Source organism: Winkia neuii subsp. neuii DSM 8576, from assembly GCF_000420405.1.
Lineage (GTDB): Bacteria > Actinomycetota > Actinomycetes > Actinomycetales > Actinomycetaceae > Winkia > Winkia neuii.
Map to the genome: position 1 here is coordinate 159,072 of NZ_ATUW01000004.1, position 13,752 is coordinate 172,823.

General features: G+C 55.3%; 14 protein-coding genes and 1 tRNA gene. 4 read left to right on the forward strand and 11 right to left on the reverse strand.

The window, feature by feature from the left end; genetic code table 11:
* Positions 1-64: 64 nt before the first annotated feature.
* The 9 genes from G437_RS0105365 to G437_RS0105400 form a co-directional block, all read right to left on the reverse strand.
* Positions 65-2,086, reverse strand: coding sequence for a neutral/alkaline non-lysosomal ceramidase N-terminal domain-containing protein (locus G437_RS0105365; RefSeq protein ID WP_029769330.1), 2,022 nt, complete (start codon positions 2,084-2,086; stop codon positions 65-67).
* Between the two features lie 241 nt (positions 2,087-2,327).
* Positions 2,328-3,314 (reverse strand): bifunctional riboflavin kinase/FAD synthetase, encoded by a 987-nt coding sequence (locus tag G437_RS0105370; RefSeq protein WP_024331554.1) that lies wholly within the window; start codon positions 3,312-3,314, stop codon positions 2,328-2,330.
* A 2-nt stretch (positions 3,315-3,316) separates the two neighbouring features.
* On the reverse strand, positions 3,317-3,472 hold the full coding sequence (locus tag G437_RS11325; protein ID WP_155845684.1) for a hypothetical protein: 156 nt from the start codon (positions 3,470-3,472) through the stop codon (positions 3,317-3,319).
* Entirely contained in the window at positions 3,465-4,409 is a 945-nt protein-coding gene (gene truB / locus G437_RS0105380) for a tRNA pseudouridine(55) synthase TruB (protein WP_024331555.1), read from the reverse strand. Before truB ends, G437_RS11325 begins: the two co-directional genes overlap by 8 nt.
* A gap of 2 nt (positions 4,410-4,411) precedes the next feature.
* Complete coding sequence (gene rbfA, locus G437_RS0105385; protein ID WP_024331556.1) at positions 4,412-4,846, reverse strand: 30S ribosome-binding factor RbfA; 435 nt, start codon at positions 4,844-4,846, stop codon at positions 4,412-4,414.
* 45 nt (positions 4,847-4,891) lie between these two features.
* On the reverse strand, positions 4,892-7,696 hold the full coding sequence (gene infB / locus G437_RS0105390) for a translation initiation factor IF-2 (protein WP_024331557.1): 2,805 nt from the start codon (positions 7,694-7,696) through the stop codon (positions 4,892-4,894).
* Positions 7,697-7,753: 57 nt separating this feature from the next.
* The gene (locus G437_RS11185) at positions 7,754-8,137 is read right to left on the reverse strand and encodes a YlxR family protein (RefSeq protein ID WP_060798046.1); all 384 of its coding nucleotides are present in this window, start codon (positions 8,135-8,137) and stop codon (positions 7,754-7,756) included.
* Positions 8,134-9,180 (reverse strand): transcription termination factor NusA, encoded by a 1,047-nt coding sequence (gene nusA, locus G437_RS0105395; RefSeq protein ID WP_024331558.1) that lies wholly within the window; start codon positions 9,178-9,180, stop codon positions 8,134-8,136. Before nusA ends, G437_RS11185 begins: the two co-directional genes overlap by 4 nt.
* A gap of 12 nt (positions 9,181-9,192) precedes the next feature.
* Positions 9,193-9,648 carry a ribosome maturation factor RimP gene (locus tag G437_RS0105400; protein WP_024331559.1) on the reverse strand — a complete coding sequence of 152 codons (456 nt, stop codon included), beginning with the start codon at positions 9,646-9,648 and terminating at the stop codon, positions 9,193-9,195.
* Between the two features lie 446 nt (positions 9,649-10,094).
* Between G437_RS0105400 and G437_RS11330 the strand changes: the two genes are divergently transcribed.
* From G437_RS11330 to G437_RS0105420, 4 genes are all read left to right on the forward strand, one after another.
* Positions 10,095-10,682 (forward strand): hypothetical protein, encoded by a 588-nt coding sequence (locus tag G437_RS11330; RefSeq protein ID WP_141739503.1) that lies wholly within the window; start codon positions 10,095-10,097, stop codon positions 10,680-10,682.
* Between the two features lie 324 nt (positions 10,683-11,006).
* Positions 11,007-11,225: a helix-turn-helix transcriptional regulator gene (locus tag G437_RS0105410; protein WP_024331561.1), complete on the forward strand. Its 219-nt coding sequence runs from the start codon at positions 11,007-11,009 to the stop codon at positions 11,223-11,225.
* Between the two features lie 384 nt (positions 11,226-11,609).
* A complete protein-coding gene (locus tag G437_RS0105415) occupies positions 11,610-12,353 on the forward strand; it encodes a hypothetical protein (RefSeq protein ID WP_024331562.1) in 744 nt (247 codons plus the stop codon).
* 25 nt (positions 12,354-12,378) lie between these two features.
* Positions 12,379-12,639 carry a hypothetical protein gene (locus G437_RS0105420; protein ID WP_024331563.1) on the forward strand — a complete coding sequence of 87 codons (261 nt, stop codon included), beginning with the start codon at positions 12,379-12,381 and terminating at the stop codon, positions 12,637-12,639.
* Between the two features lie 410 nt (positions 12,640-13,049).
* On the opposite strand, the gene G437_RS0105425 is transcribed toward G437_RS0105420, so the two are convergent.
* Both G437_RS0105425 and G437_RS0105430 read right to left on the reverse strand, forming a co-directional pair.
* Positions 13,050-13,121, reverse strand: a tRNA-Asn gene (locus G437_RS0105425).
* Positions 13,122-13,162: 41 nt separating this feature from the next.
* On the reverse strand, positions 13,163-13,693 hold the full coding sequence (locus tag G437_RS0105430) for a hypothetical protein (protein ID WP_024331564.1): 531 nt from the start codon (positions 13,691-13,693) through the stop codon (positions 13,163-13,165).
* Positions 13,694-13,752: the final 59 nt, after the last annotated feature.

Consider the following 13,752-nt stretch of genomic DNA (forward strand, 5'->3'; position numbering starts at 1 on the left):
ATATTCCGATAATACGCGAAGGTGACCGCCCCAAATTTTTGAAGCGGTCACCCTTGCACAGCAACTATTCGACGCGGAAGGAGCCAGTGGCCCCCTGGAATTCACTGTCGCGATTGCCCGGCGCCCTGGAGGTACCGTTGTAAACCATTCGGTATGTCCCAGGCTCCGCCTCGGCAGTGTCCCACTGCAAGGTGACCTCGGAAGCCGAAATTCCTTTGCGTTTCCAAATGAATTTAGTAGAAAAGTCAGAGTCCTTAGCGACGTCTACCCACTTGTCGCCCTCTTGCTTTTGAACCTGCATGTAAGTGCCCTCATGGCGGATATTCACATTCGGGTGAGCACCCTGGAAGACCGCTTTGACCACACTGCCGCGCTCATATGCCGAACGGACTGGAATCAAGACGTCCCCATAGTGCTTACCCCCGGGAGTGTCGTGAAGGACGCGACCGTACGCAGAGTAGATGAAGGGGCGAATGTTCGGTGCCTCACCAACTACTTCTTTACCCCCAGTCTTGAAAGATTTCCCGATGCCCGCTAAGACCTGGTTTAGCGCCGGCACAGTATAGCGGCCGAAGATAGTGGCTCCGCCCTCGTAGTTCTGACGGTCATATTCCCACGGAGTAGTGAAATAGTGGGCGTAGGCATTGGCTGCAGAAGAGATCATGACCTTATCGACGGTAGTACCTGCGGTCTTAGCGAAGGCCTCACGCATAAGCACCCCAGAGGCCGAGGTAACCTCGCCAGGCATACCTAGAATGTAGCGATCGCCAATGCGCAGTACCTGAACCGGAAGCTTAGTCTGAACGCCATCCACCATTCCGGATTCGAACAACACCTTTTTAGGACCCTGACAGCCCCTCAACCCGGGCGTGGCCTCGTAGGTAGTCTTAGTCAGCGAATCCATGAGCTCATTCTTGTCGAGCCCCTCTCCGAGGAAGGTGACCCCACCGCCACCGTCTTCTTCAGAGCCGGATCCGAAAGGCGCCCCAACTATCGCCCGGCAAGTCTTCTCCTCCTTGCCTGTGGTGGAAAACTCCGGGGCGACCTGCTGGTTTTGCATATCGACCCAAACGATGCGGTAATCCACGGTGGTGTCGCGCTGAGCCGTTAATTTCGCAAGAGAACGAGAGGCGCCGTCGTGGATGCGCCTGCCCATAATCTCGACGCTCTTATAGGGATCCTTCGACGGTCCCGTCGCCGGCTTCAACCCAAGGTTAGGGGTTTGGTCTGCACCGTTGGAATACACGTAGGCAGCAACCATCGCCGGATTGTCCAACTTGGTGTAGTCATCCCCTGCTTCCTTGACTTCGTCCAGATATTCGGCATAGCCCTTGTTGTCCGAAGATATCAGCTTGTTTTCTGTGGGAAGAGTGGTGGCATGGGTAGCCATCCAGTTCACGAACCCTGTGACCTTGCCGTTGCGCGAGATAGCCATGGTGTCCGAACGCGCGTCGCGGTTACCGGGAAGCTTGTCGCGGAGCTCTTTGGGGTTGTTCATAAACGCGTCTAGAGAGCGATTCACTCCGGCGTCGGTTACTTTGTCCGCTCCGAAGGAAATTTCCGAGGGCGCCATGTCGGCCTCGGCCCGCTCGATTGCCTTAGCGAAACCGTCCACAGTTGCGTCCAACGACTGCTTGTGGACGCCCATAGTGGTCACATTGTAGAGCGAATAATCAGTAGTACCGCCCGGGGTGGCGTGAGTGTGGGTGGCAGCAATCAGCACGTTGCCGTCGTTGTACCTGTCACCATATTTTTCTTTGAGCTTCTTGAGTAGCAGCTCGCGCTCCAAATTAGTACCCGAAAGCATGTCCCCCGAGAGGAAAGCAACCCGCTTGTTCGTGTTGGGATCCTGCACGATGTAGGCGCGAGCAAATTGGCGTGAATGGATTCCCTCACTGAGCTGGCGCGAGTCACCATAGCCCATCATGCCATTCTCGCCGGGTTCACCGGTCATGTCGGCCATACCGCGGCCGGCCAAAAACTGGTTTTCCTCCGCCTGCGCACTCTGGGGAGTAAGCGCGCCCAAAGCACCAACGGAAAGCACCAGAGACATCCCCAAGAGAGCGGATGCAAATCTTCTACGCATAAAAAATCCTTACTGAGAAAATGGGATCTTCAATGCGACTATATGAAAATCAGCCCTCCAGCACCTGATTAATATTCTTTCATCTTTTCGGCGGAATACGAACTGAAAAGACTTGTAGTTCTACTCTCTCTCCAGCACTCTTGAGCAAAATAGTGCGCGGAAATTAATTAAAATTTTTTCCTTTACTTTTAATAAACTTTAATTTATCCACGCAAAAACATCTTGTATGATACTTAGCACACTATTGCGCAGTAACCTCTTCCGGGCGAATGCGCCCAGTTGGCGGTGCCCCCAAGACTCTAGCTGCTTCGAGGAGGTCGGCATCCATACGTTCTAAAAGCTCTTCAACTGAATCAAATTGCTTCATGGGGCGAATACGGGCTATAAAATCAACCGCTATGTCCTCGCCATACAGGTTCAGATCGGACCTGCCTAAAACGTGTGCTTCGACGGTGCGTTCCTCACCGTCGAATTGCGGATTTGTGCCAACGGAAATTGCAGCGGGCAGCATTTCACAAGCACGCGTCCCCGTTACCGCCCTCACAATCAGTCCGGCATAGACGCCGTCAGCGGGAACAAAACCCACGCCCTGAGAATTCAAATTTGCAGTTGGGAAACCAAGCTGGCGACCTCGTTTGAAGCCGTGCTCTACATGCCCTCGCAATCGGTAATTTCTACCCAAAATACGATTTGCCAAAGAGACGTCTCCGGCGGCTAGAGCCTGCCGCACCCAGGTAGATGACCAACGGCGCCCCTCGAAAGACTCAACGTCGACGATCTCGGTAACGTCGAATCCGAATCTATCCCCTAACTCGTGCAGTGTAGCGACGTCCCCAGCGTTGCCCTTGCCGAAGCGCATGTCTTCGCCCACAACTACCTCTAAGACTCCAAGAGCGTCGACAAAAAATCTCTGCACAAAATCGTAGGGACTCAAAGAGGCTAAAGACAAGTCGTATTTTGCTACTAACACCGCATCGACGCCGAGCGCAGCAATCTGCTCCAGGCGGTCAGACAGGGGCATAATGAGCTCGATCCCCTCTGGGCGGTGTATTACCGCGGGATGGGGATCAAAGGTAACAGCTACCGACAACACTCCCAGTCGGCGTGCATCGCGCACCGCTGTCGAGAGAATCTTCTGATGCCCACGGTGCACCCCGTCAAAAATACCAATCGTGGCCACTGATTCAATATCGGCGGGGACTTCCTCCAAGCCGTGCCAGACTCGCATAGTTACTGTTCTTTCGCCTGCCCTCGAAGACCTAGTTCTTTTCTTCCAGCCGGGGCAACGCCCATAGATCCCCGTACTTTGTGGGCAGTGGAATTATTGCCGTGTCCGTTACTACTGCATTTTCCGCCGCAAGAGCAGGCACTCTTTTCTTCAGCCATCTAGGCCCTCCTTAGGGAACACAGTGCGCGGCTGCAAACGCCACCCACTGCCTTGACTAGTCAATGTTGCCATAGCAACTAGGTTGTTTGCACCATCGCCAAGTGCCCATGTCCCCTCTGAGCCGGAATCTAGGTGAAGGCGGCGTCCGCAGCGCACGTCCGCAACCTGTTCATCGCTCAGAGTTAGCGAGGGATAGAGCTTGCTTGCCACTGTAAGCATGTCGACAGTGGGTAGTTTCCCATCCGTCAATGCCTCGGGTAGGGTCAGCGCCTGGGACTGGGTAAAAGAACCCACGCGAGTCCGCCGCAATTTCCGCAGGTGAGCTCCACAACCGAGCTCTTCACCTAAATCGCGGGCAAGCGCACGGACGTAGGTTCCTGAAGAACAAGAAAGTCGCAGCGAAACCTCGCTGACGGGAACTGGCCCCTCAATGACGGTGACCGCAGAGGTCAGCTCTAACTCGGTAATGGTCACAGGGCGAGCCGCGAGAGATACCTCCCTGCCTTCGCGCACGAGCTGATAGGCGCGTCTTCCACCCACCTTTAGAGCAGAAACCGCAGAAGGAACCTGCATAATATTGCCAGTGAATTTAGGCAGTACTTGGGAGATTTGCTCAATCCGCAGGCGGGCTCCCCGCTGAGAAACTATCTCCCCGGAGGCGTCCTCGGTGCTGGTTGTAACCCCAAAGCGCACCGTTGCCTCATATTCTTTGTCAGCCCCACTAAAGTACTTGAGCAGCTTAGTAGCAGCACCCACCGCTACTAAGAGCACCCCTGTAGCGTCGGGATCCAAAGTGCCTGCATGGCCGACTTTCCGAGTACAGGCCAGTCTCCGCACCGCCGAAACTACGTCGTGGCTCGTACAACCGGCGGGTTTATCGATTACGACAAACCCGGGGGCAGCCGGAAACTGCCCCCGGGGTACTTCTAAACGCACTATTATGCCTCGTCTTTTACGCGGGGAGCCTTATATGGATCCGCTTCGGAAGCATATGCCTTTCCCTCGGCCTGTTTCGCAATTTGGGCATCTCGGTCACGAGCTGCTGCGAGTGCCTCTTCGATAGAGGCCGCAGCCTCGGGAAGTGCATCCGGAATAAATTCCAAGGTTGGAGTTAGTCGGATGCCAAGAGCCTTCCCGACCTCGGAGCGAATAAGCCCCTTAGCCGATTCCAGCGCGGCAGCACTCCCACTGCGAGCAGCCTCGTCACCGAAAACGGTGTAAAAAACAGAAGCGTGCTGCAGATCCCCGGTAACTCTGCAATCGGTAATCGTAACGAAACCAATCCGAGGGTCCTTTATGCGACGCTCCAAAAGGCGCGCTACCGTTTGCCTAATACGGTCAGCAACCTTGCGCTGACGTGCTTCATCTGCCATTTCTACCTCCCAAAGGGGGCGGGCCCGAGCCCGCCCCTGGTGGGTTTAATCGCGAGGCTTCTCGCGCATCTCCCAAGTTTCAATGATGTCGCCAACTTGAATGTCCTTGTGACCGAGCGTTATACCGCACTCGTAGCCCTCGCGGACTTCGGTCACATCGTCCTTCTCGCGACGCAACGAGGCAATCTCGAGATCGGGAGCGACAACCACAGAGTCACGAATTAGACGTGCCTTCGCACCCCTCTTGATCTTGCCACTGCGGACAATGGAACCAGCAATGTTGCCGAACTTACCGGACTTGAAGACCTGCAAAATCTCGGCCTTGCCTAGCTCGACCTCTTCATAAATGGGCTTCAGCATACCCTTCAGAGCATTCTCGACATCTTCGATTGCAGCGTAGATCACTGAGTAGTACTTGATATCTACGCCCTCGGAATCAGCGAGTTCAGCCACACGCTCTGCAGGCCGCACGTTGAAGCCAATAATCACTGCGTTGTCGACAGTAGCCAGATTTACGTCGTTCTGGGTAATAGCGCCGACACCGCGATGGATGATACGCAGTTGTACCTCGTCCGATACGTCAATCTTGAGAAGCGAATCCTCCAAGGCCTCCACGGCACCAGAAACGTCACCCTTGATAATGAGGTTGAGGGTCTCAACCTTGCCTTCCTTGAGGGCCTCGTCAAAGTCCTCCAACGAGATACGCTTGCGGCGCTTGGCGAGCTGAGCCTGCCGTTCCGCAGCCTCGCGCTTGTCGGCAATCTGACGAGCAGTCCGGTCGTCGGGAGCGACGAGGAATGAATCGCCTGCACGCGGCACTGAAGTGAGGCCTAGGACCTGAACCGGGCGAGAAGGCCCAGCCTCTTCCACAGAGTTACCACGATCGTCGAACATGGCCCTCACGCGACCGTGTGCATTGCCTACAACCAGCGCATCGCCCACTCGAAGGGTGCCACGCTGAACAAGCATGGTCGCAACCGCACCGCGGCCACGGTCCAGATTTGCTTCAATGGCAGTACCCCGAGCTTCCGCATCCGGGTTTGCCTTTAGATCGAGGGCGGCATCTGCTGTAAGTAGCACGGCCTCGAGCAATTCTTTGATACCGGTGCGCTGCTTAGCAGAAATATCGACGAACATTACGTCGCCACCGTATTCTTCGGCAACCAGGTTGTACTCGGTGAGCTGGGCGCGGATCTTGTCCGGATTAGCACCTGGCTTATCGATCTTGTTTACTGCGACCACAATCGGCACCTCGGCCGACTGCGCATGGTTAATCGCCTCAACAGTCTGGGGCATAACCCCATCGTCTGCAGCTACCACAATGATTGCGATATCCGTTGCCTGGGCGCCACGGGCACGCATAGCGGTGAATGCTTCGTGCCCGGGAGTATCGATAAAGGTAACGGCTCGCTCCTGGTCGTTCAACGACACTTTTACCTGATAGGCGCCGATGTGCTGGGTTATGCCACCATGCTCACCGCCAACAACGTCCGTGTGGCGAATAGCGTCTAGCAGCTTAGTCTTACCGTGGTCGACGTGGCCCATAACAGTAACCACTGGCGGCCTCGGAGCCATATTCTGTTGATCATCAGCCTCTTCGGCCTCCAGATCTATATCGAATGACTCCAAGAGCTCCCGATCTTCGTCCTCGGGGGAAACGATCTTTACTACGTACCCAAGCTCGGCTCCCAGTGCCTCGAAGGTGTCCTGGTCGAGAGACTGATTCGCGGTTACCATTTCGCCCAAGTGGAACATCACGGTTACCAAGGCTGCCGGGTTGACGTTGATCTTGTCGGCAAAATCGGCCAAGGACGCACCCGAGCGAATGCGCACCTCGGTAGTGCCGTCGCCGCGGGGTACTTGAACGCCGCCAATAGTTGGAGCCTTCTGTTCGAATTCCTGCCGCTTAGCACGCTTAGACTTGCGACGCTTCGAGCCACCACCGCGGCCGAATGCCCCCTGTGTGGAGCCGCGTCCACCGCGACCACCACGTGGTCCACCAAAGCCGCCGCGAGGGCCACCCCCGCGACCCCCTCGGCGAGAATCGCGATTGCCGGGCCTATTGTTCTGCCCGGCGTGCGCCTGTGCTTCAGCAAGCTTGGAACGCTCCGGCATCATGTTCGGATTTGGACGTGGCCCGGACGGACGCCTGTTCTTAGCTCCGCCACCAGGCTTGTTGTTGCGACCTCTGCCGCCGGGTTTGGGCATCCCCTGGGCGGAGGCGTATGGGTTATTGCCCGGGCGTGGCCCCGGCCGCGGGCCTGGACGACGACTACCTCCCGGACGTGGCATGCCCTGCGAAGAAGCGAACGGGTTGTTGCCCGGACGAGGTTCATGTGCCTTCTGAGCGGACTTCACTGCCGCCTTAGGCGTAGGAATATGGGAACCTGGTTTAGGAGCCGGCTTCCTGGGAGCCGGTTTTTCGGTAGAAGCCGCCTTCTTACCCGCCGGCTTAGGACCGGGTTTCGCGCTGGTCTTAGCCGCAGGCTTAGCTTCATTCCTTGGCTTCGCAGTTGCCTTTGGTTTAGCCGCAGCCTTTGCGCCAGAGTCAACTTTTTTAGCCTTCGGCCCAGGCTTGGGAGCATTAGCTTTAGAAGCAGCAGGCTTCTTAGCCGTGCCCTTAGAAGTAGTTTCCTTTTTAGCAGGCTTCTTAGTTCCCTTGGCCGAAGCAGACTTCTTGTCGTCTGCGACGCCCTTGGGGAACTGCTCTCGGATCCTTCGCACCACCGGCGCCTCAATTGTAGAGGACGCAGATTTTACGAACTCACCCTGCTCCTTCAAGATTCCAAGAAGATTTTTAGAGGTGGTACCGAGCTCTTTAGCAAGCTCATGCACGCGCAGTTTTGCCACAATTCTCCTGTCTGGGTCCGCCCCAAACAGGACGGACAATTTACTTTTGCTGGCAGCTCATCGCTGGGTACTCATCGGGTGCCCATCAGCTTCCAACCCGCTTTCGTCTCGTGCTTCAAGGACCTTGCCGCCTTGAATGCTCTTATTTGCGACCTGCAGCAGCGCACCCAGCTGCTGCGAATCGACCTTGACGGCCGCTCGAAGCGCTCTGGGGATAGCCCGAGTTTTGACTGCCCGGTGCAAGCACTTAAGATCCGGGTGAATCCATGCACCTCTGCCACTGCGAGTCGAAGGGGACCAAACCGTAGCCCGCTCCCCATCAGAAACCAGACGAACCAAATTGGCCCTAGCATCCTGGTTTCTGCAACCTACGCACGTGCGCGCTCGAGCGCGGACCTTGTCTGACGCTCGATCGCACACGGGTCCCATTTTAGCGGTCATTCGGCCGAATCTACAGCGCCGCCCCCGTTCACCGGGTGTGTATCTGGTCTCGATTCACTAGAAGCCAGGGGCCGCCCCAGTTCCTCGGTATCGGACTTGATATCGATCTTGCAACCAGTTAAACGGGCGGCAAGACGCGCATTCTGACCCTCCCTGCCGATGGCTAGAGACAGTTGAAAATCCGGAACTAACACTTTGGCCATAGCTTCCCCACTAGAGGCCATAGTGACAGAAGACACACGGGCGGGGGAAAGTGCGTTCGCTACGAACGTAGCCATATCGTCTGAGTAATCGATTATGTCTATCTTCTCGCCACCCAGGTCCCTCATAACTGCTCGTACGCGCGCGCCCATGGGCCCAATACACGCACCTTTCGCATTTACACCTTTTTGCAGCGGCTTCACTGCAATCTTAGTGCGATAGCCGGCCTCCCTCGCAATGGATTCAATCTTCAGACCACCGTCGGACAGCTCAGGCACTTCCCGCTCAAACAGGCGCCGCACCAGCTCGGGGTGGCGACGCGACAGTTCGATTCGAGCCCCTTTTTCGGTGCGGACCGCCCTAACCACGTAGGCGCGAATCAAGGTATTGTGCGGTAGCTTTTCGCCCGGGATTTGTTCTCCCTCAGGAAGGATTGCCTCGTAATCACCAACTTTGACCGTAACTATGTGCGGATTACGCGACTGCTGCACGCGGCCAGCTACTACCGTGCCGGTTTTATCCGAAAATTCGCCTAGCACCTGCGCATCTTCGGCTTCGCGCAAGCGCTGGACAATCATCGAACGAGCCACAGATGTGGCAATGCGCCCGAATCCCGAGGGGGTGTCGTCGAACTCCCCAATTGGGTTTCCGTCCTCGTCTTCCTCGGTAGCCATGACAACGACATGACCATGTTTATCGATCTCGACCCGCGCCTTGGGAAGGGCCCCTGGAACGTTGTGATAGGCCTTGAGTAGCGCGTCTTCAATGGCCTCCACCAGCTGGTCCAGGCTGATGCCGCGCTCGTTTTCGACGGCGCGCAAGGCGCTCATATCAATATCCATTGATCGTCCTCCCTAAAAGAACATCACTACGGTGCGTGCCGCAGAGATCTGGGCCCTATCCACTTCCCGAAGCCCATCCGAGGTCATAATCCGAACCGGATCTGGGCCAACTCCGACCAGTTTACCTGCCAAGGTTGCGTTTCCCACCTCAAGTTCGACGTGTTGGCCCTCCGCGCGACGAAAGTCTCGATCGGTTAGTAACTCTCGCTCGGCCCCCAGCGTGGTCACCTCAAGAGTGTACTGTCCAGAAATTGGATCCACGCGATCGAGAATCTGCGAAACTATGTGTGTTGCCTCCGTGAGCGCCTTCGAATCCACTCCCCCGGGACCATCGTTTAGATCCAGCACTACTCGCAAACGCGAGTGTTTACCGGCGGGAATCTTTTCAACCTGTAGGACTGTGAGCCCCAAATGACTAACCGCTTGATCGAATTCAAGTCGTAAAGATTCATACCGGTCCTTTTGCACGGCGCCTCCCCTAAATTCACTTAAGCCAATCCTACCCGTGCAATGATGGCGCCATGAAAAAGTTTTTTGCTACGTGCCTATGTTTTTCTGTAGCTACGGCTCTTCTTTCGGGCTGCAACCTTCGGGTGGACACCGGCATCCCTCCTCTGCCTGATCTTTCGATTGACGACGCGGCCAGGAACGCAGCTGCCATCTGCGAGCAAAATATCGCCACTTCCCTACCCAAACTCCACATTGGAGAAAGCGGGCTAGAACTAGCGAAAACTAACACTAGAGACGCAAAAGTGAGGTTGGGCACTTTCGGTGAGGTATGGAGAGGATGGTCTCGGAAACGCCCTGAAGGCGGAGCGACCCCACCGCCCAGACCAGCCGCACCTAGCGACATTGCCGAAACACTAAGGGAATATTCGCGCTGCGCCGCCCAAGCTGGAGCGGATAGCAGCGCCGTGAAAGATCCTTCTCTCGCCAAGCTCTTACTTTCGGCCTCTGTTGCTCGGCAGGCCGAAGGGGTCGCCCTCGCTAACGTTGTTTCAGCTTCACTCCCCAAAGTTGAAGTCTCTGCATCCAAGGCGCTCCGCCTAAACCGCACCACGGGTAAGTACGCACCTACCGATGCGCAATCTAGTGCTCCGAAGGCCAATTCTGAATATGCGGGCTCGCTCCCAGAAGACCTGTTGGCGGGCTTAGATCAGTCACGCTACCAGCTGCAGTGGGCGGCAGCTAATTTGGACGAGAACGGAGCTCTTGTGGATGCCGCAGAGAAGATCTCGAAGCAAGTTGACGCGCTCGCTAACGCGGGCGGGCAGGACAAACGACAGGCTTCCTACCCGAGCGCCGGTGAAGCTAAAAGTGTCGCAAAAAAGGCCCTAGAAAATGCGGCTAAGTGGCAAATGAGGTTGATCACCGCCGAGGATGCTACACGGTGGCAAGTTCCTCAAACGCTCGGGGCTATTTACAAAGCCCAGATTGAACTCACTCACGAGCAGATCCCACTGCCCTACCTAGAATCAGATGATAGTAAAAGCTCCCAATAGCTATCGCAGACTAGAGTGACTGGGATCGAAAGAAGCTGGCTGGCAAAGTATGCCTAACGGTTCCGGGGGGGGCAATCCCGCTTCAACATAAAAATGCCACCGGGCGGCAACCCGGTGGCCATAGAGAAAAGGAGGCTGAGATGCTAACCCTAGCGATAATCTCAGTACTCCTAGCTCTTCCTACCTCTATGGTAGCAGTCATTGAGTTCCTCTATGATAGCAGTCATTGAGTTGATTAACTACCTACGTAAGAAGTAGGAACGGCTAGCCGGGGGCTGGCAAGCCCGGCCCCCGGGTTTCTCTAACAAAGGTTAGGCGGTATTGATGGAAACATATTTGACTCGCGGGGACATAGCCGACTACTTAGGCGTGCATCCGGGCACTATTCGCGGCTATGCGGCTAAGGGTATGTTACCCGAGGCGGACATTATTGTTGGGGTCAAGCGTCCCGTCAAAGGGTGGCTAGTTTCCACTATTGACGCTTGGAATAAGTCCCGGCCCGGTTCCGGTAATTGGAACAAGACTACCGGCGACGCTTGCTAGCTTCTCTTTCGAGATAGTGAATGGGAGCGCGCACCTCTGCGCGCCCATGGGATGCGTCTTGCTTGATTTCACCTAGTCGTTGTCCAAGACTTTTCACCATCATAATAGCTAGTTCAACGGGGTTTCGAGCCCTTTAATACCGGGCGAGATCGCTGGCGTGGCTGGTGGATGGGCGCACTAACTCACGCCGTATTGTGGCATTAGCTAACGCTATGGCCCACGGCACCCCAGCCCCGTGGGAGGGGTTACCTTTGCGGGAACCGGACCAACAGTATCTAGATACAGTACGGGGTTGGACATCCCCAGCAGATGAACCCTTATTGGGGTACCCGCAAAGACCGTAGCTAAGGCTTGGCGTTCTGATTCAGGCTGTATTAGCCGGGGGTGGATGGAAGCAAAGATGACCTGTACGAAATAGCCAAGGCTGGAGTAGATGCCGCCCCCGCCCTAATTGCCAAACATCTATACAAAGCCCGGGGCAACCTTCTTAGAGTCAGCAGATCTTTAAATCGAATCTGCAAAGGTAATCACTGGTTGGAAGATGACGTGCTGCAAATTGTAACCATGCAGCACCTGAAAAACCTGCACGAGGCGGCCTCGAACCCCGAGTGGGCGATGGGGATCAGGGATGTCTTTGCTCTCACCCACTTTGGTGCCAAAGATGCTGTAAACCGCGAAATCATACGTCTCACCCACCCGGCAAGCGGGGTCATCGGATTGGTGCGGCGCAAGAGCAAACTTGAAGCTTTTATGAGCGAGAGTTCCTACGCCTCAGTCAGGGAGGCGGTTGAGGATTTCAATACCCAGCAGCGGGCTAAGGTCAAAAACCCCACCAAGCAGGGCGCGCTCATAACTCTCAAGGAAGCCGCCGGAGTGCGTAAGGCCCGACTTGATGGAGCCACTATCATCCAACCCCGCCAGGAAGAAGAGCCTGACTATATTTGTGCAGCCTTTGCGATGCGCCCACTAACTCAGGCGGTAATGGGGCTGCGGGCCGCTAAAGGGGCCATGAGAGGGGATTCTTTTGCCCAGATTCGCGCAGTCTTACGCAGGACCTTCTCGATTACGGGTGAGGAGGCTGAGGATGTCATTTCTCGCCTGCTTGGCTGTATTAGCAGTGCAGAATGAAACCTAACCTAAAGGGATACTTATTATGACTACGAACGAAGACCTAGCCGGGATGCAAACTTATATTACTCGCCGGCTAAGCCAGGATTACACGCCCGACCAGATTCAGTCTTGGGGGCCACTGACCGCAGACAATGAGGAGTGGAGAAAGAAGTGGATCAAATATGGGATGGAGTTCCTAAATGCTGCAGAACGCGCTCAAGACTTTCGTGACCTTGATCCGAAAGCTTTTGAAGCTATCGAGGCGGTCACTATGGATTACGCAAAAGCGGCGTTTTCTTCGTGAGGCCCCCGGGGTCGAAGCAATCTCTTAGCCTGTAGGCCAGCCGGCTTACAGGCTTTCTTACACCCAGAATTATAAGGGGCCTTATTGTTTCTACTGACGTTTTATTGACGTTTTATTTGTCGGCACCTGTCGGTGATTGTCGTGACGTAGGTTATACTACTTGGCACATACGGACCGCGATTGGAGGCGAAAACGTTGTAATTCCGGGCCAAAGTACACCCGAACAGCCCCAGAAGGGGACTCAAACACAATTTAATAGTGACGGTAGAGCTTTCGCCGCCCCATACATCGCCACAACAACGCAAGCGTGATGCTTGAAAACGGCTAAATAGCAACGGAAACTGGGATCCGTCAATATATTTACAGGTCTTTTATCTGCCAGCCAGATGGCGGCTAACAACCTCTAAGAGCTCCCGCGGTTGGACTCGAACCAACAACCGTTCGATTAACAGTCGAATGCTCTGCCATTGAGCTACGCGGGATCGCGACGAGAAAGAATCTAGCAGACTTTCCCTACCTACGTCTAATCGGCTCCGAGGGTCGGCTCGTCCGCAGAGGGGCGAAGCGGCATCCCCACTTGGTCGCGCAGCTCACTTTCCAGAGCTACAACCCGGCTTAAATATTTTTCAGGCACATACCCGTCAGCACTCACGAACGAAAATAATTTCCCATTATCATGCCGCAAAATCGCCACACTCACGCGTGTCCCATTCGGCAGAGAACGCGCCAGAGAGGCCACCTGAGCCTCCTCCACCCCCTCGCGAATCTCATCCATAAACCTGATCGGATCTGATTTTTCGGTGAGCAGTCTCACCTTTTCACGGGCGGGATCTTGAAAGGTAATTGTGATGGACGACTCGTCGTCGCGGTATACGGCCTGCTTCACTTCATGCCAAGCTGCTGAAAAATAATTAGTGTTATCTACCACAACTAAACCCCTGCGGGTTGCTGCTGCTTGTCCCGTCGCCAACGAAATTACGTGCAACACCTTCTCTTTTGGGAGAAGCAGGGCGGTCAATTCAGCACTCGGTTTTGTGTGGTCTTTGTTGAACATACTTCTAAGGTACGTCGGCGATGTGACTTAGGCAGAACTTCCGTATAAACTATTGCCGT

What these genes read in the sequence shown, in the direction of transcription:
- G437_RS0105365 (WP_029769330.1), bottom strand. Translation starts at nt 2,086, where the DNA reads ATGCGTAGAAGATTTGCATCCGCTCTCTTGGGGATGTCTCTGGTGCTT.
- G437_RS0105370 (WP_024331554.1), bottom strand. Translation starts at nt 3,314, where the DNA reads ATGCGAGTCTGGCACGGCTTGGAGGAAGTCCCCGCCGATATTGAATCA.
- rbfA (WP_024331556.1), bottom strand. Translation starts at nt 4,846, where the DNA reads ATGGCAGATGAAGCACGTCAGCGCAAGGTTGCTGACCGTATTAGGCAA.
- G437_RS0105410 (WP_024331561.1), top strand. Translation starts at nt 11,007, where the DNA reads ATGGAAACATATTTGACTCGCGGGGACATAGCCGACTACTTAGGCGTG.
- G437_RS0105430 (WP_024331564.1), bottom strand. Translation starts at nt 13,693, where the DNA reads ATGTTCAACAAAGACCACACAAAACCGAGTGCTGAATTGACCGCCCTG.
- nusA (WP_024331558.1), bottom strand. Translation starts at nt 9,180, where the DNA reads ATGGATATTGATATGAGCGCCTTGCGCGCCGTCGAAAACGAGCGCGGC.
- G437_RS11325 (WP_155845684.1), bottom strand. Translation starts at nt 3,472, where the DNA reads ATGGCTGAAGAAAAGAGTGCCTGCTCTTGCGGCGGAAAATGCAGTAGT.
- G437_RS0105420 (WP_024331563.1), top strand. Translation starts at nt 12,379, where the DNA reads ATGACTACGAACGAAGACCTAGCCGGGATGCAAACTTATATTACTCGC.
- G437_RS11185 (WP_060798046.1), bottom strand. Translation starts at nt 8,137, where the DNA reads ATGACCGCTAAAATGGGACCCGTGTGCGATCGAGCGTCAGACAAGGTC.